The sequence below is a fragment of the Micromonospora sp. MGP-C2 genome, from assembly GCF_057766525.1.
The window spans coordinates 4,609,097-4,631,481 of sequence record NZ_JBYMEN010000002.1; the positions used below are offsets into that span (position 1 = coordinate 4,609,097).

A 22,385-nucleotide genomic window follows, 5' to 3' on the forward strand; every position below is an offset into this window, starting at 1 on the left:
GCTCGCACCCGGACTCGTGACGTCGAGTCGGATGTGCCTGGTTGTCACGGTGCCACAGATCGCCCCGACCGGACAGCCGGAGCCGGTCGTGGCGGATCAACCAACGGTGCTGGGGCTGCCCGACGGGCTGTCGCCGCCCGACGCGCTCGTGGTGGCCTTCGGGGTGGTCGCCGGTGATGAGCTGCTCGGGGCGTTGGTCGGTGGCGGGGGCAGGGTCGTCGGCGTGTTGCTCGGGGTGGCTGGCGAGCTCGGCGAGGTGGTCTCGGTGGGCGTCGGCTTCGGCGTGGGCGTCGCGCTGCCGGTCGGCTTCGGCGTGGCCGAACCCGTCGGCGTCGGGGTGGCCGACTTCGTCGGGGTGGGCGTCGGCTTCACGGTGGGCGTCGGCTTCACGGGCGGCTTGCTGGGCGTCGTGACCGGCGGGGTCGGGATCGACACGATCGGTCCCGGCACCGCGCCGATGACCCGGGTCGCCGCGTACAGGCGGGACCAGCTGACGACCGAGATCTTGACGACGTCGCCGGTGGTGGGCGCCTGCACCATCTTGCCGTTGCCGATGTACATGCCGACGTGGTGGATCGTCGTCCAACTGCTGCCGGAGGCGAAGAAGAGCAGGTCGCCGGGGAGCAGCGCGCTCTGCGGCACCGTCCGGGCCCGGGTGGCGGCGTACTGGTCGCGGGAGACCCGGGGCAGGTCGAAGTAGTCGGCTCCGGGAGACCGGTACGCCGCCCACATCAGACCCGAGCAGTCGAACTGGTTCGGCCCCTCCTCGGACCACTTGTACGGGTCGCCGAGCTGGGCGAGCGCGTACCGGACCGCGGCAAGTGCCCGCGGGTGGGCGGCCATGCCGCTGATGTTCTGGTTGGAGACGTAGCCGGCGCCGATCTGCTGCTCGGCGGCCTCCTGCTGACGCTCGATCTCGATCAGCTGGGTCGCGTTGTCGCGGCGCAACTTGAGCAGGCTCGCCTCGGCCGTGCGGAGCGACGCCTCGCCGGCGGTGAACTCCGCCTCGACGGAGTCGACGCGGATCTTGGCGGCGGCGTGCGCCTGGTAGGCGAGCTGCTCGTTGCTGCGGGCCCGGGACAGTTCCCCGGCCACGCCGGTGGTGCCGCCGTCGACCTTCTGGCCCCGGGTGATCTGCTGGAGGCGGTTCAGCTCGCGGATGTCCTGGGCGAGGTCGCTGTCCGGCAGCGCGGCAGCTGCCTTTACGGCGTCGGCGGCGGCCGCGTCGGCCGCCTGCTGGGCCCGGAGCAGGGCGTCCTGCGCGGTTGCCAGTGTCTTGCCGGCCGCGTCGAGCTGCGCCTTGGCGTCGACGCGTTTCTGCTTGGTCAGCAACAGCGTCTCGCCGAGCGCGCCGACCTGGGCCTCGCCGGCGGAGATGGCGGCGGCCAGCGGACCCGTGCCCACGTTGACCACCGGCGGGACCGGGACCCCGGCGACGGGAGCGCCACCGGGCAGTTGAAGCGCACCGGTCACCGCGGGGCGGGAACCGGTGTCCGGCACGGTGGTCGGCAATCCGGGCTCGGCGTACGCGGGGGTGGACAGCACGGCCGCGGCGATCGCGCCGAGCAGGGCGGCCCAAAGCTTCGGACGCAGCACCGGCGAGATCACCGGGTTCCGTCGTCGCTGCCGTCGCCCGCGCCCGCTGTCGACCATTCCGCTCCCCGTCCCGCAGTCCGTCACCGCGCTTGGTGGGCGCGGCGGTCGGGACGGTACCAGTGTGTGGCTCCGCCCCGTTCTGTCTTACCGCACGACGGCAGTGATGTCGATGCATCTCCGGGTTACAGGAGGCTGAGAGTCTGGTGAAGTGGATCGCTGCCGGCGACCGTGCCGCCGTGGCTGTCGGCGTCCCGACGTACGCTCGACGAGGACCGCAGGTGGAAGGGACGTGCCATGGACGCCGGACTCAAGCGTGAGCTCGAAGCGAAGGTGTACGCCGGTGAGCGGCTGACCCGGGAGGACGGGGTCGCCCTCTACGACAGCGACGACCTGACGTGGCTGGGCCGGTTGGCGCACCACAAGCGCACCGAGCTCAACGGTGACCGGGTGATGTTCAACGTCAACCGGCACCTCAACCTGACCAACGTCTGCTCGGCGTCCTGTGCGTACTGCTCGTTCCAGCGCAAGCCGGGCGAGAAGGACGCATACACGATGCGCATCGACGAGGCGGTCCGCAAGGCCAAGGAGATGGAGGATGAGCAGCTCACCGAGCTGCACATCGTCAACGGCCTGCACCCGACCCTGCCCTGGCGCTACTACCCCAAGGTGCTGCGCGAGCTGAAGGCGGCGCTGCCGAACGTCAAGCTCAAGTGCTTCACGGCGACCGAGGTGCAGTGGTTCGAGAAGATCAGCGGTCTGAGCGCCGACGAGATCCTCGACGAGCTGATGGACGCCGGTCTGGAGTCGCTGACCGGCGGTGGCGCGGAGATCTTCGACTGGGAGGTCCGGCAGCACATCGTCGACCACGCCTGCCACTGGGAAGACTGGTCGCGCATCCACGCCCTGGCGCACCGCAAGGGCATGAAGACCCCGGCGACGATGTTGTACGGCCACATCGAGGAGCCCCGGCACCGGGTCGACCACGTGCTGCGGCTGCGTGAGCTCCAGGACGAGACCGGGGGCTTCGCGGTCTTCATTCCGCTGCGCTACCAGCACGACTTCGTGGACTCGGCGGACGGCAAGATCCGTAACCGGATCCAGGCGCGCACCACGATGGCCTCGCCGGCCGAGTCGCTGAAGACGTTCGCCGTCTCCCGGCTGCTCTTCGACAACGTGCCGCACGTCAAGAACTTCTGGGTGATGCACGGGCTGTCGGTGGCCCAGCTCTCGCTGAACTTCGGCGTGGACGACCTGGACGGCTCCGTCGTCGAATACAAGATCACGCACGATGCCGACTCGTACGGCACCCCGAACACGATGCATCGCGAGGACCTGCTGCACCTGATCTGGGACGCCGGGTTCCAGCCGGTCGAGCGGGACACCCGCTACAACGTGGTCCGGGAGTACGACAAGGCCCCGTCGCTGGCCGAGCGGCGCGCCGAGCCGCAGCAGGTCTGGGCCTGAGCCACCACGTACCCTCGCAGTCGATGACCGAGCAACGCGAACCTGAGCAGCAGAGTGGGTTTCCCCGCCGGGACGCCGAGGGCCGCATCCGTACCCTCGGCGATCTGCTCGGGGTGTGCCTGGCCGGCCTGGTCATCGGTGTGCTGGCGTTGGTGTTGTTCGACTGGGCGTTCGCCTCGATCGGCGCCGGTGATTTCGGGCACACCAACGGCTGGCTGGCGGTGATCCTGCCGGCGTGGCTGTTCTGGGACGACTTCCGGGCCTGGGGGTTCGGCGCGGCCCGGGTGGTGGCTGCGCTGGTCGCCGCCGCAGTCGGGGTGTTCGTCGGGCTGCTGATCGCCGGTCTGGGCTCCGGGTTGCCACCGTTGCTCTCCGGCGCGTTGGCGGCGGCGGCGTTCACTGTGGCGTACGCGGCCCTCTGGTTCCCGGGCGTCCGCTGGCTGGCCCGCCGAACCGGCTGACCGCGACCGCCCGCCGGGCGGATCGACCCTCCCGCCGACATCGGCGGGCGACGGAGAGAACGGAGTGGTACGGGTGAGCGCCGCGCTCAAGTACACGCTGGGCCGGATCGGGCTGTTCGTCGCCGTGCTGGCGGGCCTCTGGCTGATCGACATGAACGTGTTCCTGAAGCTGATGTTGGCGCTGGCCTTCTCCGCCGCGCTCTCCTTCTTCCTGCTGCGCGGTTGGCGGGACGAGATGGCCGAGGAGATGGGCACCGCCGCCGAGCGCAGGCGCACCGAGAAGGAGCGCCTCCGCAGCGCCCTGGCCGGCGAAGACAACCCGAACCCCAACCCCACCCGCCCGGCCGAAGGCCCGGACGCTCCGCGTTGACCATGAAGTTATTGCCCGATCGCTCGGCGTGTCGGAGCAATAACTTCATGATCAACGGCGCGCCCCTGGCCCTGGCCCTGGGTGGGGTGGGTTGGTGGGTTACCAGTTGGTGGAGCCGGGGACCTTGGGCCAGGGCTTCGAGGTGGGCTTGATCAGGTACGCGATGCCGCCGGAGCCGCCGGAGACGCCGCCGCTGGCGTTGGTGCGCTTGGTCCGCAGCCAGATCTGCTCGAACTGCGCGCGCTTGTAGACGTTGCGCACCACGTCGTTGCTGGACGAGGCGGGGTCGTTGACGATCACGTCGCCGTCGGCGGTGAAGCCGACCACCACGAACAGGTGCCCGGAGGTGCCGTAGTTCGCCCCGTCCAGCTCACTGGCGAGGAAGGACTGGCTGGTCACGACGGGGATGCCGGCGGCGATGAAACGCTCCAGCTCGTCCAGCGAGTGCAGTCGGGTCACCCGGCCCTCCAGCCCCGGGAAGCTGGCCGCGTACGCGGTGTTGAACGGCCAGTTGCCGGCGCCGTCGTACGCGTAGTCGTAGGTCATCCGGGCCGCGTGGTTGACCGTCGGGTCGGGGTAGGTCGGGTCCACCCAGGAGGTGTCGGCCGCCGAGGGCTTACGACCCCAGTACTCGACCACCATCTCGGTGGAGGTGGGTGAGCACCAGGCCTCGCCTCCGCCGTCGTACTCGGGGTAGTGCCCGGAGTGCACGTTCTGCGAGTAGCGCGGCACCGGCAGCTCGACGCCCCAGGCGATGTGCCCGGCGCTCGGGGTCACGGTGAACCGGTCCGGCACTGTGGAACTCATCGCGCCGAGCATCCGCACCACAGGTGCGGCGGTCTGACCGGGTGCCCGGTAGAGGGTCAGCCGCAGCTGGTACGACCGCAGCAGCACCCCGGCGGTGGCGTCGTCGATGCTGAAGGTGTCGGTCCAGATCGTCGACCAGGGGTCACCCTGCCGGTTGACGCTGGTCCGCTTGATGTCGGTGTCGCCGGACGCCCAGCGACCCATGACGTACCACGGGGTCTGGTCGCCGCTGGTGTAGCTGCCCTGCATCTCCACCTGGATCCAGGTGCCGGCGGGGGTTTCCGCGTTCCAGGAGGCGATCAGCTCGCTGGCGTCGAACCCGACGCGGGTCACCGGTGAGGTCCAGGTGCCGTACTCCCAGGTGCGGGTGGTGCCGGTGTGCGGGTCGGCGTACTCGGTGGTGCCGGCCGGACGGGCCAGGGTGAGGCCCGCTCGGGCGCCGGGCACCACGCGGGTGCCGGACCGGCTGCCCCGGTGCCAGTCGGCGGGCCCGGACCAGTCCTGGAAGGTGATCTGCTCGTCGTGGGTGGCGGCGGGCGGGCGGGCCGCCGTCGCTGGCGCGCTGGTGGCGAGCAGGGTGAGCGCGGTGACGCCGGCGAGGGCGGCCGCGTGCAGGCGGGATCTGGCCATGGGTGCTCCGCGGTGTCGAGAGGGGCATCGTCGCTGGTCAGTTTCCCGCTTGGAGGGAAGTTTCGCCAGATGTTCCTGAGTGGAAAATCATTGCCGCCGGGATGATCGGCTCGGGATGGACAAGGCAGCGAAGGATATTGATATGACCATGTGACAGGTGGTGAAGTGTGCTTCACCGAGCGGGATCTCCCGCCCATCAAGGAGGTAGTTGATGGCCCTCCGCACGCCCATCCCTCTCCGCCGCGTCCTGGTGCTCGCCGTCGTCACCGGTCTGGGCATCGTCACCGTCGCCGCCGGTCCGGTCGCCGCCCGACCCGCACCGGACCGGTCCACCGAGCCGGCCGCCGCCAGCTACCGGGTGCTCGGCCCCCGGACCCTCGCCGACCGCAACGCGGTGGCCCGCACCGGAGCCGCCATCGACTACTCCGAACACGGAGTCCTGCACATCTCGGCGACGGCGGGTGAGGCCGCCGAGATCGGCAAGCTCGGCTTCCGGCTGGAACCGCTGGCCCCGCCGCCCAACGCCGAGCGCGGCGCCGGCGAGATCGGCACGATGGCCTTCCCGCCCGCCGACTCCAACTACCACGACTACGCGGAACTGACCGCCGTCGTGAACCAGGTCGTCGCCGACCATCCGGCGATCGCCCGCAAGATCAGCATCGGTTCGTCGTACGAGGGCCGCGACCTGATGGCGGTGAAGATCTCCGACAACGTCGGCACCGACGAGAACGAACCCGAGATCCTGTTCAACTCCCAACAGCACGCCCGTGAGCACCTGACCGTCGAGATGGCGATCTACCTGCTCAACCTCTTCACCGACAGCTACGGCTCCGACTCCCGGATCACCAACATCGTCAACGGCCGGGAGATCTGGATCGTGCCGACGGTCAACCCGGACGGCAGCGAGTACGACATCGCCACCGGGTCGTACCGGTCCTGGCGCAAGAACCGGCAGCCCAACAGTGGTTCGTCCAACGTCGGCACCGACCTGAACCGCAACTGGTCCTACAACTGGGGTTGCTGCGGCGGCTCGTCCGGCACCACCTCCTCGGAGACCTACCGGGGGCCGTCGGCGTTCTCCGCACCCGAGACGCAGGCGCTGCGCAACTTCGTCAACGGTCGGGTGGTCGGTGGCGTGCAGCAGATCAAGGCCAACATCGACTTCCACACGTACTCGCAGCTGGTGCTCTGGCCCTACGGCTACACGACGGCGAACACCGCGACGGGCATGAACGCGGACCAGTACAACACCTTCGCCACCATCGGCCAGCAGATGGCGGCCACCAACAACTACACCCCGGAACAGTCCAGCGACCTCTACATCACCGACGGGGACAGCCTCGACTGGATGTGGGCCACCCACAACATCTGGGCGTACACCTTCGAGATGTACCCGGGCTCCTCCGGCGGCGGCGGCTTCTACCCGCCCGACGAGGTCATCGGAGCGCAGACCTCGCGCAACCGGGAGGCGGTGCTGCTGCTCAGCGAGTACGCCGACTGCCCGTACCGGGCCATCGGCAAGCAGGCGCAGTACTGCGGCAGCGGCGGTGGCGGCACCACGGTCTGGTCGGACACGTTCGAAACGGCCACCGGCTGGACCATCAACCCGTCCGGCACCGACACCGCCACCCTCGGCGCGTTCGAGCGGGGCGCCGCCCAGGCGACCACGTCCTCCGGTGCCAAGCAGCTCACCCCGTACGCCGGATCCAACGACCTGGTCACCGGCCGGCTCGCCGGATCGGCGGCCGGTGACTACGACGTCGACGGCGGCGTGACCAGTGCCAGGTCCCCGGCGGTGACCCTGCCGTCGTCCGGCACGCTGAATCTCTCGCTGGCCTGGTATCTGGCGCACGGCTCGAACGCCTCGTCGGCGGACTACCTGCGGGTGAGCGTGGTGCACAACGGCGGCACCACCGCGCTGCTCACCCAGGCCGGCGCGGCGACCAACCGCAACGGGAGCTGGGCTGTGGCCAACCTCAACCTCACCCCGTACGCCGGGCAGTCGGTCCGCATCCTCGTTGAGGCGGCGGACGCCTCCGGCGCCAGCCTGGTAGAGGCGGCTGTGGACAACGTCACCATCACGTCCTCCTGATCGGGTGGGGCCCCGCTCCGCCCCGCGGGGCCCCACCACCCGTCTCCGAACACCACCAACTCGGACATACGCCCTCCGACGGTCACCGTGTGACGGTTCCGGGGGATCGACTCGCGGCGATCGGCGCGTGATCGATCCGGCACGTCCCGGCGGTGCGCTACCGTCTTACCGACCAGTCCGCAGCGAAGCCGGTGCGAAACCCGGCGCTGTCCCGCAACTGTGATGCCCCACCCGACGGTGGGGACGAGCCAGGTCGCCTGCGGATCGGTCGCGAAACGCGCTCTCGAGGAAGGGCGCCTCGTGGGCGGGCGTACGAAAGTCCTGTCGGCGAAGCACCACACTCCTCGACCGACAGGAGGCCCCATGTTCAGACGTACCCCTCGGCTCTTCGCCGCGACCCTCGCGGTCGCCGCGCTGGCCCTCGGCGCCTGCGCCGAGAAGGCCGACGACAAGCCGACCACCGGCACTGCGGCCGCCGCGTACCCGGTCACGGTCGGCGCGCTCACCCTCGACAAGCGCCCCGAGAAGATCGTCGCGCTGTCGCCGACCGCCACCGAGATGCTCTTCGCGATCGGTGCCGGCCCGCAGGTGACCGCCGTCGACGACCAGTCCAACTATCCGGCCGACGTGCCCAAGAGCGACATCTCCGCCTTCCAGCCGAACGCCGAGGCGATCGCCGGTAAGAACCCCGACCTGGTGGTGCTCTCCGACGACCGCAACAAGATCGTCGAGCAGCTCGGCAAGCTGAAGATCCCGGTGTACCAGACCCCGGCGGCCACCACCCTCGACGACACGTACCGGCAGATCACCGAGCTGGGCACGCTGACCGGGCACGCCGACCAGGCCACCGACGTCGCCAGCCGGATGAGGGACGACATCGCCAAGCTGGTCAAGGACGTGCCGCAGCGCGCAGAGAAGCTCACCTACTACCACGAGCTGGGCCCCGAGCTGTACAGCGCGACCAGCAAGACCTTCATCGGCACGCTCTACAGCCAGATCGGTCTGACCAACATCGCCGACCCCGCCGACGCGGACGGCAAGAGCGCCGGCTACCCGCAGCTGTCCCAGGAGTTCATCGTCAAGGCCAACCCGGACTTCGTCTTCCTGGCCGACTCCAAGTGCTGCCAGCAGAACGCCGACTCGGTCAAGGCGCGCAGCGGCTGGTCCGGGCTCACCGCGGTGAAGAACAACCAGGTGATCGCACTGGACGACGACGTCGCCTCCCGCTGGGGGCCGCGGGTCGTGGACCTGCTCCGGGTCATCATCGACGCGGTCGCCAAGGTGCCCGCGTGACCGTCGTCCGTCGGTGACCACAACTCCGCCTCCGTCCCGGCGGGCCGGGCTGCGATTCGGCAGCCGGCCCGCCGGGTCGGCGTCCGGGCCGTCGTCGTCCGCGCCCTCCGCCGCCCGGCTGCCGTCAAGGGCCCGGCCCGCCGGGCTGCGCAAGCGGTGGCTGGTCGCCGGGGTGTTCGCGGTGCTCGTCGCGCTCGTCGCCGGGGTGTCGCTCGGCCCGGTCAGCCTGCCCGCGGGCAGCGTCGCGGCCGAGCTGCTCAACCTGATCCCGGGGGTGCACCTCGACAGCGGTCTCTCCGAGCGGGAGATCGCGATCGTCACCGAGCTGCGGTTGCCCCGGGTGGTGCTGGGCCTGCTGGTCGGCGGGTTGCTCGCCCTCGCCGGCGGCTGCTACCAGGGCGTGTTCCGCAACCCCCTCGCCGACCCGTACCTCCTGGGCGTGGCCGCTGGCGCCGGCCTCGCGGTCACCGCGGCGATCGCCCTCGGCGGCGCCGGCCGGCAGGGCGCGATCTCCGGGCTGCCGATGACCATCCCGTTGGCAGCCTTCGCCGGGTCACTGCTCGCCGTCACGATGACCTACGTGCTCGGCGCGGCCGGCGGGCGCGGCGGTTCACCGGCGATGCTGATCCTGGCCGGAGTGGCGGTCTCCGCGTTCCTCTCCGCCGGGCAGACGTACCTGCTGCAGCGCCACTCCGACAGCATCCAACCGGTCTACTCCTGGCTGCTCGGCCGGCTGGCCACCGCGGGCTGGCACGACGTGCTGCTGGTGCTGCCGTACGCCGCTCTGACCACTGTGGTGGTGCTGCTGCACCGCCGCGAGCTGGACGTCCTCGCGGTCGGTGACGACGAGGCGAGGAGTCTGGGCCTGCACCCGCAGCGCACCCGCTACCTGTTGATCGCCGCAGCCTCCCTGGGCACGGCTGCGGCGGTCTCGGCGACCGGCCTGATCGGCTTCGTCGGCATCATCGTGCCGCACACCGTCCGGCTGCTCGCCGGGTCGAGCTACCGGGCGATCCTGCCGCTGTCGCTGCTGTTCGGCGGTGCGTTCCTGGCACTGACCGACGTGGTGGCCCGCACCGTCGCCGCTCCGTCCGAGGTGCCGATCGGAGTGGTGACCGCTCTGCTGGGTGGCCCGTTCTTCGTGATCGTGCTGCGGACAGCCCGACGGGTGCTCACGTGAGCCGCGAACCCACCGCCGGCCCGCCCGGCGGTCGCCCGCCTGGCGGTCTTCCGTCCGGCGGTCTTCCGTCCGGGGGTGGCGACGACGGTGTGCCGGCCGTCGAGGTGCGTGGGCTGCACGTCGACCTCGGCGGGACACCGATCCTGACCGGCGTCGACCTCACCGTCGCCGTCGGCGAGTGGGTCACGGTGATCGGCCCGAACGGCGCCGGCAAGTCCACCCTGTTGCGCGCCGTCGGCGGCCTGCTGCCCGCGCCGGGGGCGATCACCCTGTTCGGTACGGCGAGCACCGCGCTGCGCCGCCGGGACCGCGCCCGGGTGGTGGCCACCGTGGCACAGTCGCCGGTGGTGCCGCCCGGCATGTCGGTGCTGGACTACGTGCTGCTCGGCCGCACCCCGTACATCCCCACGCTGGGCCGGGAGTCGACCGCCGACCTCGACGCCGTGCACGAGGTGCTCGGCCGGTTGGACCTCACCGGCTTCCACCGCCGTGAGCTGGCCACCCTCTCCGGAGGCGAACGGCAGCGGGTGTTCCTCGCCCGGGCGCTCGCCCAGGGCGCGACGCTGCTGCTGCTCGACGAGCCGACCAGCGCACTCGACATCGGGCACCAGCAGGAGGTGCTGGAACTGGTCGACCAGTTGCGCCGCGAACACGGCCTGACCGTCCTCGCCACGATGCACGACCTCTCCCTGGCCGGCGAGTACGCCGACCGGATGGTGATGCTCGCCAGCGGTCAGGTGGTGGCCGCCGGAACCCCGTCCGAGGTGCTGACCGAGCACCTGCTGGCGACCCACTACCGGGCCAGCGTCCGGGTCGTCCCCGGCACCCACGGCCCACTGGTGGTCCCGGTCCGCCCCCGCGCCAGATCGTCCGGGTCAGGGGCCGAGGTCGATGACGGAGAAGAGGGCGCCCTGGGGGTCGCGTAGGGCTGCGAACCGGCCCGCCGGGATGTCCCGGGGCGGCACCAGGATCGTTCCGCCCAACTCGGCGGCGCGGGCCGCAGCGGCGTCCGCGTCGGTCACCGCGAAGTACACCGTCCAGTACGCGGGCAGGTCGGCCGGGAAGTCGTCGGCCAGCGGCGGCATCATCCCGGCGACGATCTGCGTCCCGAGCCGCCAGCCGGTGTACGTCATGGGGCCCACCGCCTGGTCGTCCGGCTGCCAGCCGAACACCAGCTCGTAGAAGACCTTCGCGCCCTCGGGGTCGGGGGTGACCAGTTCGTTCCAGCTCATCGCGCCCGGCACGTTGAACACTTCGGCCCCGGCCATGGCCAAGGGCTGCCAGACGCTGAACGTGGCGCCGGCCGGGTCGGCGAAGACCGCCATCCAGCCCCGGTCGAAGACCTCGAACGGCGGCACGACGACCTGCCCGCCGGCCCGCTCGACCCGGCCGGCGACCAGTTCCGCGTCGTCGGTGGCCAGGTACGTCGACCAGATCGGCACCTGGTCCGGGATCGCCGGTGGCCCGGCCCCGGCCACCGGCCTGCCGTCGAGCAGGAAGACCGTGTAGCCGCCCGCCTCGGGCTCCGGTGTCACCCGGCCGGTCCAGCCGAACAGCTCCGGGTAGAAGCGTCGCGCCTCGGTCAGGTCCGGGGTGGCCAGGTCGGCCCAGCAGGGCGTACCCGGCGGGACGGTGCTCACGTCAAGACCCCTCTCGGCCCGGGCGGTCACGGCGACCCCCTGCCGGAATCCTGGCACCGTCCCGCCGCGGCCCGGGGCGGAAACGGACGAATCGTCAGCTGAACCGGCGACCCTCGTCCCGTCGGTACGCCCAACCGGCGAGCGCCGCGAGCAGCACCACCCAGACGCCGAGCATGATCATTGCCAGCGGCTCGACGCGGTAGTCGCCGACCGCCGACCACATCAGCTCGGCCGCGCCCCGGGTGGGCAGGTACGGCGCGATCGTCTCGATGAACCCGGGTGCGTCACCCGGCGCGGAGAGCAGGCCGCCGCCGAACGCGAGTGGCAGGAAGACGACCTGCGCCACGACGATCGCCGCCTTGCTGGGCAGCGAGTAGCCGATCGCGAGGCCCATCAGAGTGAACGGCACCGAGATGACGGCCACGGTGCCGATGGTCAGCAGTAGGGCCGCGGGGGTGATCTGGGCCGCGGTCAGCGTCGCGCCGATCACCACGACCGGGATCAGCGAGAGGTACGTGAGCGCCAGGCCGGCCAGCACCCGGCCCGCGAACCTGGGCGCGGGCCCGGCCGGCAGGGTCCGGGTGTACGGGTTCCAGGGCTGGTCGCGGTCCTCGGCGACGCCGACGCCGTACTGGAAGATGTTGGCGCTCATCACCGAGAAGGTGACCATCGACGCGGTGGCGAAGGTGGCGCCGGCCGCGTCGTCACCAGCGAACGGCACCACGAAGAAGATCATGGCGGCGGCCGGAAAGAAGGCGCTGCCGACGACGGCCACCGGAATCCGGATGATCTCCAGGAGTTGGTAGCGGGCGTGAACCAGGGCGAGCTGCACGGCGGCCTCCTCAGACTGTTGTGGTTTGGCCGCCGGCAGCGGCGGTGGTGGCTCGGCCTTCGGTGGCCGGCTGGTCCCCGGCGGGCGCGTCCCCGCTGGTGATGGCGAGGAACGCCTCCTCCAGCGAGGTCGGTCGTACCTCCAGGTCGGTGAAGGCCGTTCCGGCCGTGACCAGCGCTCGGACCAGTTCGTCGGCGTCGGTGGTGAGCAGGTGCAGCCGGCCGTCGACCCGTTCGGTGCGGACGACGCCGGGCAGGTCGGGCAGTTGGTCGGCGACCAGGCTGACCCGGCGTACGCCGACGATGCCGCGCACGGCGTCCACCGTGTCGTCGGCGAGCACCCGGCCCTGCCCGATCACCACCACCCGGTGCGCCAGCGCCTCCACCTCCTCCAGGTAGTGGCTGCTCAACAGCACGGTGCCGCCGTCGGCGTGGAACGCGCGGATCGCCTCCCACAGGGTGTGCCGGGCGGCGACGTCCAGGCCGGTGGTCGGCTCGTCGAGCAGCACCAGCCGGGGTCGGCCGACGAATGCCAACGCCACCGCCAACCGGCGACGCTGCCCACCGGAGAGGCCTCCGGTCTGCCGTCGGGCGAGGTCGCCCAGGCCGAACTGGTCGAGCAACTCACCGCGGGGCACCGGGTCCGGGTAGTGCGCGGAGACGAAGTCGACGACCTCACCGACGCGCAGTGTGCCCGGCAGGCCGGTCTCCTGCGGGGTGACCCCGATCTGCCGCCGGTTCGCCGGGTCGCGGGGGTCGCCGCCGAACAGCTCGACCCGTCCGGAGCTGGGCCGGCGCAGGCCGACCAGCAGGTTCATCAGTGTGCTCTTGCCGGCGCCGTTCGGGCCGAGCAGGCCGACCAGCTCACCGGCCCGGACTTCCAGGTCGACACGGTCGAGGGCGAGGACGTCACCGTACCGGCGACTGGCCTGGTCGGCGCGGGCGAGGGTCATGACTGCTCCTTCGACGGGCTGGGGTCGAGCAGGGTGCGGATCGCTTCGGTGTACTCCTCGAACGCCAGCCGGCCCCGCCGGCTGAGCCGGACCAGGGTTGCCGGGGTGCGTCCACGGTGGGTCTTGCTGATCTCCACGTAGCCGGCCTCCTCGAGCTTGCGCAGGTGCACGGAGAGGTTGCCGGCGGTCATCGCGAGCAGTTCCTGCAACCGGGGGAAGGCGATCAGGTCGCCATCGCCGAGAGCGGAGAGGCTGGCGACCACCCGGAGCCGGGCCTGCGCGTGGATGACCGGGTCCAGTTCGCTCATCGGCGGTGTCACTGTCGCCGTCGGGCGATCGCGCCAGCGACCAGGATCCCGCCGCCGCCGGCCACCGCAATGACCAGCGCGTGCCAACCGGGCCCGGCGATCACACCGGCCAGGTTGATCAGGCTGATCCAGACGCCCAGCCGGAAAAGGTCCCGATCCAGCCAGATCGCTCCACCGGCCATGTGCAGCGCGCCGGTCAGCCCGACGGCGGTCGCCGACCAGACCAGGCCCGCCAGATCGTCCGGTAGGTGCTCGGAGATCCGGCCGAGCCCCGCGTAGATGCTCACGGAGCCGAGGGCCCACGTGCACCCATACCAACGCCCACGCTGGGCGGAGTCACCGATCACCTGGCCATAGGCCCGTGTGCTGACCACTGCCTGGATCACTCCGGCCGACACGAGCAGCGCGAAGAGAACGGTCAGCGGCAGCCAGCTCGGCAGCCGAAGCAGCTCCCGGTCGTCGGGGGAGAACCGCAGGAAGAACAGCCCGAAGCCGACCAGCCAGGCGACTCCCCAGGGCCAGTAGACCAGGCGGGCGTCGGGGTCGAGGCGTCGTGCCGTCGCGGACCGCTGGTCCTGGATCAGCCGGAGGGCCGCTGCCGGGTCGGCGGGTGGAAGGTCATCGTCTAGGTCCACGCAAACTACTTTACGGGACAAAGTCGAGGCCTGGTGACCCCGACGTCGCGGGCGGGCCACCGATTGCGGCGGGCAGTGCCTATGGTGGTGAGTCGTAGCGGCTGATCCGTCGCACAGGACACAGGGGAGGGTCCGTGTCGAGCCCGAGCAGTGAGCTGGAGGTCCAGCCGGAGGCGCTGACGGCATTCGCCAATGCGTCCACCGACCGGGCGGGGCGCTTTCGCGAGCTGCACCGCTCCTTCGGCGACGGGCACGTGCCCCGGCACGCGTTCGGGGTCATGCCGGCGTCGTTCGGTCTCGCCGCGGCGTACGCCGAGCAGTTCGAGGCATGCCTCCAGGGGCTGGCCGAAGGCGCCGAGGTGATGGCGGACATCGCCGAAGGGCTGGACGACACGGCCGCCGCCTACACCGGCACCGACGTGGCCAACACCGACATGTTCGTGCCCGGCCGCCCGCCCGCTCCCGACGTCATCGCACCCGGCCCCTGGTCTCCGGGCACCTCGTCCCCCGGTGGCCCGACCGGGCAGGTGCCGGCGTGAGCACCGAGGCGTTGCAGCGCAACAAGACCTACTTCGAGCAGATCGTCTCGGGCACCCCCGACCCGTTCAAGCCGCTGTCCAACGCGGTGCTCTGGCCGTTCGAGCAGCTTCTCGAACTGGTCGCGGGCGAGCCGGACGACCTGATGCGCGCCGCGCAACTCTGCCTGGACACCGGCGCCGCGGTGCGCGAGATCGCCGGGGAGCAGATCCAGGACCGGGCCCGGTTGCGGGGTGCCTGGTCGGGTGACGCCGCCGAGAGCTTCCACGCCTCCATGGAGTCGGTGGAGGAGGCGATCGAGGAGCTGGCCAAGGGGTTGGACGGCACCAAGGAGGTGCTTGTCGACGCGGCCAACGCGGCGGTCGACGCGTTCAACCTGCTGGTCGAGTTGATCCTTGAGTTCCTGCTCTGGTTCCTCACCGAGGTGATCATCGCGGCGGTGGCGGCGGCGCTCAGCGCCGGCATCTCGCTCGCGGCAACGGTCGTGCGGGTGTTGGCGCGGCTCGCCACCACCGTCGGGCGGATGGTCAAGATCGTCGCCCGGTTCGCCGAGATCCTGACGAAGCTCGCCGCCAAGATGCAGAAGGTCGCCGAGCTGCTGATGAAGTACCGTCGCGCGGTCCTCGAGATCCGCAAGGCGAAGAAGGCGTACAAGGTGTGGAACAAGTCCGGGTGGACCGCCGAGGGCAGAGCGTTCCAGATCGAGAAGTTCAAGACGCTCTTCCCCGGCAAGTTCCTGATCAACCAGACGTCCCCGGTCAACATCCCCGGCATCGGTGGGGCCCTGGTGGACACCGGCGTCGGGTTGCACGACGTCTCCGACGGCACGAAGGACCGCAACTATCTTGTGGACGGCACGTACCGCGAGGATCTGGGCCCGTACACCAAGGGCGTGCAGAATGTCTTCGACTCCATCCTGACCTGATAGGGACCGACATGACCTTTCCCGGTCTGGACCGCATCGAGGCGCTGGCCCGCAACCTGGACAGCTGGCAGCGCGAGCTGGCCGGCAAGATGACCGAGCTGGAAGACAGCAGCGCCGAGGGTGTCAGCGACTCCGGCCTGGTCCGGGTCACCGCCGCGGCGGACGGCACCATCGTCTCCACCGACGTCAACGCCCGGGCGATGCGCCTCGACTCGTACACGCTGGCCGAGGAGTTCACCACCGCGGCCAAACGCGCCCAGGAGGCAGCCGCCGCCCGGGTCCGCGAACTGGTCGGCGAGGTGATCGCCGACGCGCCGGGCGGCAGCCGACCGGCCGACGGCGGTCGAGTGGCTGACAGCAGTCGTGTGGCTGACGGCAGTCGCGCCGCTGACGACCGCCCGGACTGGTACTGAGCCCATGACGGACAACGGCTACCAGGAACGAGTCGGCCAGCTCGTCGAGCCAGGCGAACGGGTGCTTGCCGTCGCGAAGACGGAGGTCGCCCATGGCGCCCTGCCGGCAGATCCTCCGGCTGCCGACAACGCGGAGCCGTCCGGCAGCGGTCGCGGCGGCGGTGTCTCCGGGGTGTTGCTCAACCTGATCTCACCGGTGATCTCCTTCCCGGCGGGCGACCGGTTCGTCGACCGCATCACCCATGGGATCGCCGGTCGAGGAGCTCCGGGTTCGGCGGCGTCCACCCTGCAACACTCCCGGCGGCCGGTTCCCCCGGCGACCACGCTTGAGGACACCATCCTCGTCGTCACCGATCAGCGGTTCCTCGTCTGCGCCTCCGGCCCCGTCAAGCTCTGGTCGAACAAGGCCGACGACGAACGGGCGGCAGCCGGGACCCGCATCGTCTGGTCGGCACCCCGGGCCGCAGTGGCGGACGCTCGGGTGGGCTGGCACCGGCTCAACCCGAAGCGGCTCCGCATCGAGTTCACCGACGGCTCCTGGTTGGCCTTCACGGTGCCGATCGCCGAGCCCGGCAAGCCACTACGCGAGATCGCCGCAGCCCTCACCGGCCGCTAGCCTGCGCCGGCGGTTGGCGCACTGCGGTTGGCCTGCGGCGGCGGCCCGGTCTGTGCTGGCGGTCAGTCCACTGTGACAGCTGATCCGGCCAGCGCTGGCGCGGTGGACAGCGGCGCGGGCAGCGGCTCGTGGTGCAGCACCGCCAGCCGGGACACCGCTCGGGTGAGCACCACGTACAACCGGTGCAGCCCGCGCGGTTCGGCCGCGACGATCGCTGCCGGCTCGACCACCACCACATGGTCGTACTCCAGGCCTTTGACCAGCGTCGCGGGCACCAGGGTGACCCGCTCCGCGGCCGCCACGTCGTCGGCGGTCGCGGTCGCGACACCGGCGTCGGCCAGTGCGGCGCGCAACCCGTCGACCGCGTCGTCCGCGGCGATCACACCGACCGAGCCGTCGTGCGCGAGCGCCGAGCGCACCTCCGCCACCGTCGCCGACGTCAGGTCGGTCACCGTACGCACGTCCAGGCCGCCGTCGTGCCGCAGCGACTCGGCCGGCGGTACGTCCACCGCGAGCGCCGGAAGGAGCAGGTTCGCGAACGCGACCACCGCGGCTGGCACCCGGAAACCGATCGTCAGCGGGACCACCACGGCGTCCGGCTTGCCCAGGTGGGCGAGGGACTCCTTCCAGTCCGTGGCCGCCCATGGCGAGGTGCCCTGGGCCAGGTCACCGAGGAGGGTGATCGAGCCGTGCTCGCTGCGCCGGGCGATGGCCCGACACTGCATCGGGGAGAGGTCCTGCGCCTCGTCCACCACCACGTGCCCGAACCCGGAGGGTCGTTCCAGCAGCCCGGTCGCCTCGTCGATCAGCACCGCGTCGGCGGCGGTCCAGCGGGTCGCCTTGGGGGTGCGAGCCGGCTTCGCCCAGACGAGCAACGCCTGCTCCGCGTCGCTGAGCAGACCGTCCGCCGCCGCGGCCAGCCGATCCGGGTCGGAGAGCAGGCTGTGCACCAGCCCTTCCGGGGTGAGTGCCGGCCAGACCGCGTCCAGGAAGTCGACCACCGGGCGGCACCGGCTCATCCGACGCAGCCAGGCATCACCGGGCGACTCGGCCCGGCGGGCCTCGGCCTGCCGTTGCAGCAGGCTCACCACCCGCGCCCGGACGCGCTCCCGGCCGGTGCCGTATGGCAGACCTTCCCGACGGGTCTCCTCGACGATCCGGTGCAACGGCTCCAGCCCGATCCGCCACCGGAACGAACCGTCCGACACGGTGATCGACTCGGTGGGCGTGCCGATCTGTGCCTGCACCGCGCGTTGCAGCACACTCGCCATGCGTACGTCGTGCTTGAGCGTGGCGACCGTCGGCGCCTCGACCGCCCGAACCGGCACCCGGGAGATCAACTCCTCCACCGTGGCCTGCTCGACCTCGACCTCGCCGAGCGCCGGAAGCACCGCCGCGATGTACGACAGGAACGCCCGGTTGGGTCCGACGATCAGCACACCGGCCCGTCGCAGACGCTCCCGATGCAGATACAGCAGGTACGCGGCCCGGTGCAGGCCGACAGCCGTCTTGCCGGTCCCCGGTGCTCCCTGCACACAGATCGAGTCGGCCAGGTCGGCCCGGACCAGCTCGTCCTGCTCCGGCTGAATGGTCGCGACGATGTCCCGCATCGGCCCGACGCGCGGTCGTTCGATCTCGGAGGTGAGGATCCGGCTGGTCGTGCCGAGTTCCTCGCCCCGATCCAACCGTTCATCCTCGAAGCTGGTCAGCACGCCGTTGCTGAACCCGAACCGCCGCCGGACGGCCACCCCCTGCGGATCCCGCGCGCTGGCCCGGTAGAACGACCGGGAGACCGGTGCCCGCCAGTCCAGCACCAACGGCTCGCCAAGCTCGTCACTGACGTGCCGCCGCCCCACGTGGTACCGCCGGCCTTCATGATCACCGCTGCCGCTGCCGCTGCCGCTGCCGCTGCCGCTGCCGCTGCCGCTGCCGCTCTGCGTCGGGCGGCCGTCGGTAGATCCGCTGCTGGTGGCCTCGCTGTCCGCGGTCGCGTTGTCGATGGTTTCGCGGTCCGTGGTGCCGGTGAAGTCGAGGCGACCGAAGAAGAGCGGCGTGGTCGGGTCGTCCGCCAGCTCGGCCACCCGGCGAGCCAGGGTGCGACCCAGCGTCTCGGCCGCGTAGGCGTCGCCGGCAACCTGGTCACCTGTCGAGAAGAGGGCTTCGGCCCGATCCCGCATCCGGCGTAGCGCTGCCCGCGAGTTTGCGAGGTGCGTGCGGTCGGCGGCCAGATCCGTGTCGAGGTGGGTGTCGAGGTCAAGTGCGGGCATGCTGACGTCCCATCGTTCACATCTGCTGCGCGCTCGCGTGTCCGGGGGCGGATGGCCGGCCGCCCGGCGCGAAGACGTCCGTTCCGGTGCAGCTCACCTCGGCCGTCAAGCGGGCTGCAACCCTACGCTCCCCAGCCCGTCCGTTCCACCGAATTACCCACGCAACCATCCGTACGAGAGGGCGTGTCGCCGGGCGCGGCGCACGAAAGTGGGCGTGTCGTCGGGTGGCAACACGCTGCCCGACCTCAGCGGTCGGCCGGGGTGGTTGATCCCGTTCTCGGGTGGCGACGGCACGTCTGCCGGGTGTCAGCAGCGCCGGTGGTAGAGGTTGCTCGCGGAAGTCGGCTGCTGCGCAGTGCGGGGGTGATGGCGGGTCGGGGAACCGCCCGGGATCATGGGCTCATGACCGAGGCCAGCCCCGATTCGCGTCGGATGACGATCAGTGACCCGCAGGTGATGCGGGCGATGGCTCATCCGGCCCGGATCACGATCATGGAATACCTGAGTAGCCGCGAGAGCGGTGGGACCGCCACCGAGTGCGCGGAGATCGTCGGGCTGTCGCCGAGCGCGACCAGTTACCACCTGCGCGCGCTGGCGAAGTTCGGCCTGGTCGAGCAGGCGCCGAGTCGCGGGGACGCGCGCGAGCGGCTGTGGCGAGTGCCGGGTGTGAGTGTGTGGGTCGAGGCGGGTCGCGATGCCGGGCCCGAGGCGCGCGCGGCCGAGCAGGCGCTGGTGGAGGCGCATGCCGTTCGGGCGATGGAGCGGACGCGGGACTGGCTGCGGCGCGCCGGGGACGAGCCCGCCGAGTGGTACGACGCCGCGCTCTTCAACGACACGTTGTTGCTGCTCACCGCCGAGGAGTTGGCCGAGGTGAACCAGGCGGTCCTGACCATGCTGCAGCCGTACCGGGCTCGCCTGCGCCAGGCCGATCCTCCGGCGGGGGCCCGCACGGTCGCCGTGCAGTACCGGGCCGTGCCGCTGGCCTGACTGGATGGTCGCGGTGCGCCGAGCCGCACGCGGGTTGATCGTCGACCGGCCATTCGCCGTCGTGGCGGCGGCAGGGGGTTGTGCTGATCAGTTGTGAAGGATTATTTTCGAAGTATGTCCTTCACAACTGAGCCGTCGCGCTGGCCGGACGTCTGGCTCGCCGCCACCGCCCGTGGCACCACGATCTGCGGCGACTTCCTGGCCGCCACCGCGCTCGCGCTGGCGCTCCAGGGCTCCGGCGCCGGAGGGCTTGCCGTGTCGGGGTTGCTGCTCGCGGCCACCCTGCCCCTGGTGGTGTTCGCCCCGCTCACCGGACGGCTCGCCGACCGGGTGGACAGCCGCACCCTGCTGGTCACCGTCGGGCTGGCGCAGGCTGTCATCTGTACGCTGCTCGCCGTCGCCGAGCACCCGGTCCTGGTCGTGGGCCTCGTCGCCCTGCTCGCCTGCGGGCTCGCGGTGACCCAGCCCTGCCTGGCGGCGCTGCTGCCGGCGATGGTCCGCCCGGCCGACCTGCCCCGGGCCAGCGCGATCAGTCAGAACGCCGTCTCCCTCGGCGCGCTCGGCGGGCCGGTGCTGGCCGGCCTGCTGGTGGGGCAGTTCGGCACTCGCGTACCCCTGCTTCTCGATGCCGTGACCTACCTGGCGCTGGTGGTCGCGGGCCTGCTCCTACGGACCCGGCGGGGCGGCCGGCGGCCCGCCACCGCCGCGGCCGGGCCGGCGGGCGGGCGAAGCCCCGCGAACCAGGGCGACCCGAGCGGTACGGGGACGGGCTGGCGGCTGCGCCGTGACCCGCTGATGCTGGTCATGGTGGCCAGCACCGCGGTGGTGATCGCGGCGATCGGCGGCATCAACGTGATCGAGGTCTTCTTCATCCGGGAGACGCTGCACGGTTCGGCGACCACGTACGGCCTGGTGGGAGCGGCATGGATGGCAGGCATGCTGCCCGGCAGCTGGATTGCCGCCCGACTCGCCCGCCGATTCGACCACGACGGGGCGCTCATCCGTGGGGTGCTGGTCACGCTGGCCATGTGCAGCCTGCTGGTGCTGCTCGCCGCGACGGTGCCGACGGCCGGCCTGCTCGTGCCGCTCTGGCTGCTGGCCGGAGCGGCGAACGGCGGCGAGAACGTCTTCGCCAACCTGCTCACCAGCCGCCGGGTGCCGGAGGCGATGCGCGGCCGGGCGTACGCCAGCTACGGCGCTGCGGTGCAGGGTGGCTCGATGGCCGGCTATCTGATCGGCGGGGCGCTGCTCACTGTCGTCCCGCCCCGACCACTGATCGCCGCAGCGGGCGTGGCCGGGCTCGTGGTGGTGTTGGCGTTCGTGCCGGTCGTCGCCCGGGCGGTACGACGGCCGGTGCCGGACGAGGCCCACGGACATCCCCAGGCCGCTGGCACGGATGCGGGGTTGGCCACTTTGGGCCGGCCCGCCGAGCCGGAGCCGGAGGCCGGGGATACGGTCGGGTCATGGCTGAGCGCATCGCACGCCCGCGGGTCGGGCACATCCAGTTCCTGAACTGCCTGCCGATCTACTGGGGTCTGATGCGCTCCGGCGCCCTGCTCGACGTCGACCTGCACAAGGATTCACCGGACCGGTTGAGCGCTGCGCTGGTCGCCGGCGACCTCGACATCGGCCCGATCACCCTGTTGGAGTACCTGAAGCACGCCGACGAGCTTCTGCTCCTGCCGGACCTGGCGGTGGGCAGCGACGGGCCGGTGCTCTCGGTCAACATGGTCTCCACCCGACCCCTCGCCGAGCTGGACGGCGCCCGGGTGGCGCTCGGCTCGACGTCGCGGACCGGGGTCATGCTGGCTCAACTGCTGCTCACCGAGCAGTACAACGTGCGGCCCGACTACTTCCGTTGCCCGCCGGACCTGACCCAGATGCTGCTCGAGGCCGACGCCGCGGTGCTGATCGGTGACGTGGCGCTGCGGGCGTACTACGAGGCGCCCCAGAGGGGCCTGACCGTCACCGATCTCGGGCAGGCGTGGCGGGAGTGGACCGGCCTGCCGATGGTCTTCGCCGTCTGGGCGGTCCGCCGTGACTTCGCCGCCGCCCATCCGGGCATGGTCAAGGAGGTGCACGAGGCGTTCCTGCGCTCGCGGGACCTCTGCCTGGCCGAGTTGGACCAGGTCGCCGAGGCGGCGGCCCGGTGGGAGACGTTCGACGCGGAGACGCTGGCCACGTACTTCCGGACTCTGGACTTCTCCCTCGGCGACCGTCAGGTCGCCGGGCTGCGCGAGTGGGCCCGGCGGGCCACCGCCATCGGCGAGGCCCCGGCGCTGCCGGACGGCGGCCCGGAGTTCTTCGCGGGCTGAGCGGCGGGCGCGGCCCCTGCCAGCCAGCCTGTGCGGGCCAGCTGAGCAGCCGGCCGGGGCCGGCG

At 71.3% G+C, this 22,385-nt stretch carries 22 protein-coding genes and 1 riboswitch; of the genes, 14 read left to right on the forward strand and 8 right to left on the reverse strand.

Annotation, left to right across the window (positions count from 1 at the left end; translation table 11 throughout):
• Nucleotides 1-96 precede the first annotated feature (96 nt).
• Nucleotides 97-1,653, reverse strand: coding sequence for a C40 family peptidase (locus AC3CF1_RS21175; RefSeq protein ID WP_488451115.1), 1,557 nt, complete (start codon nucleotides 1,651-1,653; stop codon nucleotides 97-99).
• A 237-nt stretch (nucleotides 1,654-1,890) separates the two neighbouring features.
• On the opposite strand from AC3CF1_RS21175, the gene mqnE reads away from it, so the two are divergent.
• The 3 genes from mqnE (at nucleotide 1,891) to AC3CF1_RS21190 (ending at nucleotide 3,891) form a co-directional block, all read left to right on the forward strand.
• On the forward strand, nucleotides 1,891-3,060 hold the full coding sequence (mqnE, locus tag AC3CF1_RS21180; protein WP_088951092.1) for an aminofutalosine synthase MqnE: 1,170 nt from the start codon (nucleotides 1,891-1,893) through the stop codon (nucleotides 3,058-3,060).
• 23 nt (nucleotides 3,061-3,083) lie between these two features.
• Nucleotides 3,084-3,521 carry a hypothetical protein gene (locus tag AC3CF1_RS21185; RefSeq protein ID WP_088951093.1) on the forward strand — a complete coding sequence of 146 codons (438 nt, stop codon included), beginning with the start codon at nucleotides 3,084-3,086 and terminating at the stop codon, nucleotides 3,519-3,521.
• 73 nt (nucleotides 3,522-3,594) lie between these two features.
• Nucleotides 3,595-3,891: a DUF4229 domain-containing protein gene (locus AC3CF1_RS21190; RefSeq protein WP_141907581.1), complete on the forward strand. Its 297-nt coding sequence runs from the start codon at nucleotides 3,595-3,597 to the stop codon at nucleotides 3,889-3,891.
• Nucleotides 3,892-3,990: 99 nt separating this feature from the next.
• On the opposite strand, the gene AC3CF1_RS21195 is transcribed toward AC3CF1_RS21190, so the two are convergent.
• Complete coding sequence (locus AC3CF1_RS21195; RefSeq protein WP_328533087.1) at nucleotides 3,991-5,328, reverse strand: C39 family peptidase; 1,338 nt, start codon at nucleotides 5,326-5,328, stop codon at nucleotides 3,991-3,993.
• A 211-nt stretch (nucleotides 5,329-5,539) separates the two neighbouring features.
• Between AC3CF1_RS21195 and AC3CF1_RS21200 the strand changes: the two genes are divergently transcribed.
• The 4 genes from AC3CF1_RS21200 to AC3CF1_RS21215 all read left to right on the forward strand — a co-directional run bounded on the left by AC3CF1_RS21200 (nucleotide 5,540) and on the right by AC3CF1_RS21215 (nucleotide 10,819).
• On the forward strand, nucleotides 5,540-7,420 hold the full coding sequence (locus AC3CF1_RS21200; RefSeq protein WP_488451116.1) for a M14 family metallopeptidase: 1,881 nt from the start codon (nucleotides 5,540-5,542) through the stop codon (nucleotides 7,418-7,420).
• Between the two features lie 156 nt (nucleotides 7,421-7,576).
• A riboswitch (cobalamin riboswitch) is annotated at nucleotides 7,577-7,699 on the forward strand.
• A gap of 84 nt (nucleotides 7,700-7,783) precedes the next feature.
• Entirely contained in the window at nucleotides 7,784-8,713 is a 930-nt protein-coding gene (locus AC3CF1_RS21205; protein ID WP_488451117.1) for an ABC transporter substrate-binding protein, read from the forward strand.
• A gap of 118 nt (nucleotides 8,714-8,831) precedes the next feature.
• Entirely contained in the window at nucleotides 8,832-9,893 is a 1,062-nt protein-coding gene (locus AC3CF1_RS21210; protein ID WP_172862255.1) for a FecCD family ABC transporter permease, read from the forward strand.
• Between the two features lie 89 nt (nucleotides 9,894-9,982).
• Nucleotides 9,983-10,819, forward strand: coding sequence for an ABC transporter ATP-binding protein (locus AC3CF1_RS21215; protein WP_354983027.1), 837 nt, complete (start codon nucleotides 9,983-9,985; stop codon nucleotides 10,817-10,819).
• Here AC3CF1_RS21215 and AC3CF1_RS21220 read toward each other — a convergent pair.
• The 5 genes from AC3CF1_RS21220 to AC3CF1_RS21240 all read right to left on the reverse strand — a co-directional run bounded on the left by AC3CF1_RS21220 (nucleotide 10,769) and on the right by AC3CF1_RS21240 (nucleotide 14,260).
• Nucleotides 10,769-11,533 carry a VOC family protein gene (locus AC3CF1_RS21220; RefSeq protein ID WP_088951099.1) on the reverse strand — a complete coding sequence of 255 codons (765 nt, stop codon included), beginning with the start codon at nucleotides 11,531-11,533 and terminating at the stop codon, nucleotides 10,769-10,771. The two genes, AC3CF1_RS21215 and AC3CF1_RS21220, sit on opposite strands and share 51 nt — an antisense overlap.
• A gap of 94 nt (nucleotides 11,534-11,627) precedes the next feature.
• Nucleotides 11,628-12,365: an ABC transporter permease gene (locus AC3CF1_RS21225; RefSeq protein ID WP_488451118.1), complete on the reverse strand. Its 738-nt coding sequence runs from the start codon at nucleotides 12,363-12,365 to the stop codon at nucleotides 11,628-11,630.
• 10 nt (nucleotides 12,366-12,375) lie between these two features.
• Nucleotides 12,376-13,317 (reverse strand): ABC transporter ATP-binding protein, encoded by a 942-nt coding sequence (locus AC3CF1_RS21230; protein ID WP_354982946.1) that lies wholly within the window; start codon nucleotides 13,315-13,317, stop codon nucleotides 12,376-12,378.
• The gene (locus tag AC3CF1_RS21235) at nucleotides 13,314-13,625 is read right to left on the reverse strand and encodes a transcriptional regulator (RefSeq protein WP_354982947.1); all 312 of its coding nucleotides are present in this window, start codon (nucleotides 13,623-13,625) and stop codon (nucleotides 13,314-13,316) included. Before AC3CF1_RS21235 ends, AC3CF1_RS21230 begins: the two co-directional genes overlap by 4 nt.
• Nucleotides 13,626-13,633: 8 nt before the next feature.
• Nucleotides 13,634-14,260 (reverse strand): transporter, encoded by a 627-nt coding sequence (locus AC3CF1_RS21240; RefSeq protein WP_488451119.1) that lies wholly within the window; start codon nucleotides 14,258-14,260, stop codon nucleotides 13,634-13,636.
• A gap of 134 nt (nucleotides 14,261-14,394) precedes the next feature.
• Between AC3CF1_RS21240 and AC3CF1_RS21245 the strand changes: the two genes are divergently transcribed.
• Genes AC3CF1_RS21245 through AC3CF1_RS21260 form a run of 4 tightly spaced genes read left to right on the forward strand, consistent with a single transcriptional unit; the run spans nucleotide 14,395 to nucleotide 16,751 of the window.
• On the forward strand, nucleotides 14,395-14,799 hold the full coding sequence (locus AC3CF1_RS21245; protein ID WP_488451120.1) for a WXG100 family type VII secretion target: 405 nt from the start codon (nucleotides 14,395-14,397) through the stop codon (nucleotides 14,797-14,799).
• Nucleotides 14,796-15,722 (forward strand): WXG100 family type VII secretion target, encoded by a 927-nt coding sequence (locus AC3CF1_RS21250; RefSeq protein WP_354982950.1) that lies wholly within the window; start codon nucleotides 14,796-14,798, stop codon nucleotides 15,720-15,722. The genes AC3CF1_RS21245 and AC3CF1_RS21250 overlap by 4 nt, the downstream gene beginning before the upstream one ends.
• A gap of 11 nt (nucleotides 15,723-15,733) precedes the next feature.
• The gene (locus AC3CF1_RS21255; protein WP_354982951.1) at nucleotides 15,734-16,135 is read left to right on the forward strand and encodes a YbaB/EbfC family nucleoid-associated protein; all 402 of its coding nucleotides are present in this window, start codon (nucleotides 15,734-15,736) and stop codon (nucleotides 16,133-16,135) included.
• A gap of 4 nt (nucleotides 16,136-16,139) precedes the next feature.
• Nucleotides 16,140-16,751: a hypothetical protein gene (locus AC3CF1_RS21260; RefSeq protein WP_354982952.1), complete on the forward strand. Its 612-nt coding sequence runs from the start codon at nucleotides 16,140-16,142 to the stop codon at nucleotides 16,749-16,751.
• A 62-nt stretch (nucleotides 16,752-16,813) separates the two neighbouring features.
• Here AC3CF1_RS21260 and AC3CF1_RS21265 read toward each other — a convergent pair whose 3' ends face one another.
• Nucleotides 16,814-19,018, reverse strand: coding sequence for a HelD family protein (locus AC3CF1_RS21265; RefSeq protein WP_488451121.1), 2,205 nt, complete (start codon nucleotides 19,016-19,018; stop codon nucleotides 16,814-16,816).
• Between the two features lie 402 nt (nucleotides 19,019-19,420).
• Here AC3CF1_RS21265 and AC3CF1_RS21270 point away from each other — a divergent pair, with 402 nt between their 5' ends.
• The 3 genes from AC3CF1_RS21270 to AC3CF1_RS21280 all read left to right on the forward strand — a co-directional run bounded on the left by AC3CF1_RS21270 (nucleotide 19,421) and on the right by AC3CF1_RS21280 (nucleotide 22,320).
• Nucleotides 19,421-20,005 carry an ArsR/SmtB family transcription factor gene (locus tag AC3CF1_RS21270; RefSeq protein ID WP_354982954.1) on the forward strand — a complete coding sequence of 195 codons (585 nt, stop codon included), beginning with the start codon at nucleotides 19,421-19,423 and terminating at the stop codon, nucleotides 20,003-20,005.
• A 114-nt stretch (nucleotides 20,006-20,119) separates the two neighbouring features.
• A complete protein-coding gene (locus AC3CF1_RS21275; RefSeq protein ID WP_488451122.1) occupies nucleotides 20,120-21,517 on the forward strand; it encodes an MFS transporter in 1,398 nt (465 codons plus the stop codon).
• On the forward strand, nucleotides 21,469-22,320 hold the full coding sequence (locus tag AC3CF1_RS21280; protein WP_088951111.1) for a menaquinone biosynthetic enzyme MqnA/MqnD family protein: 852 nt from the start codon (nucleotides 21,469-21,471) through the stop codon (nucleotides 22,318-22,320). The genes AC3CF1_RS21275 and AC3CF1_RS21280 overlap by 49 nt, the downstream gene beginning before the upstream one ends.
• Nucleotides 22,321-22,385: the final 65 nt, after the last annotated feature.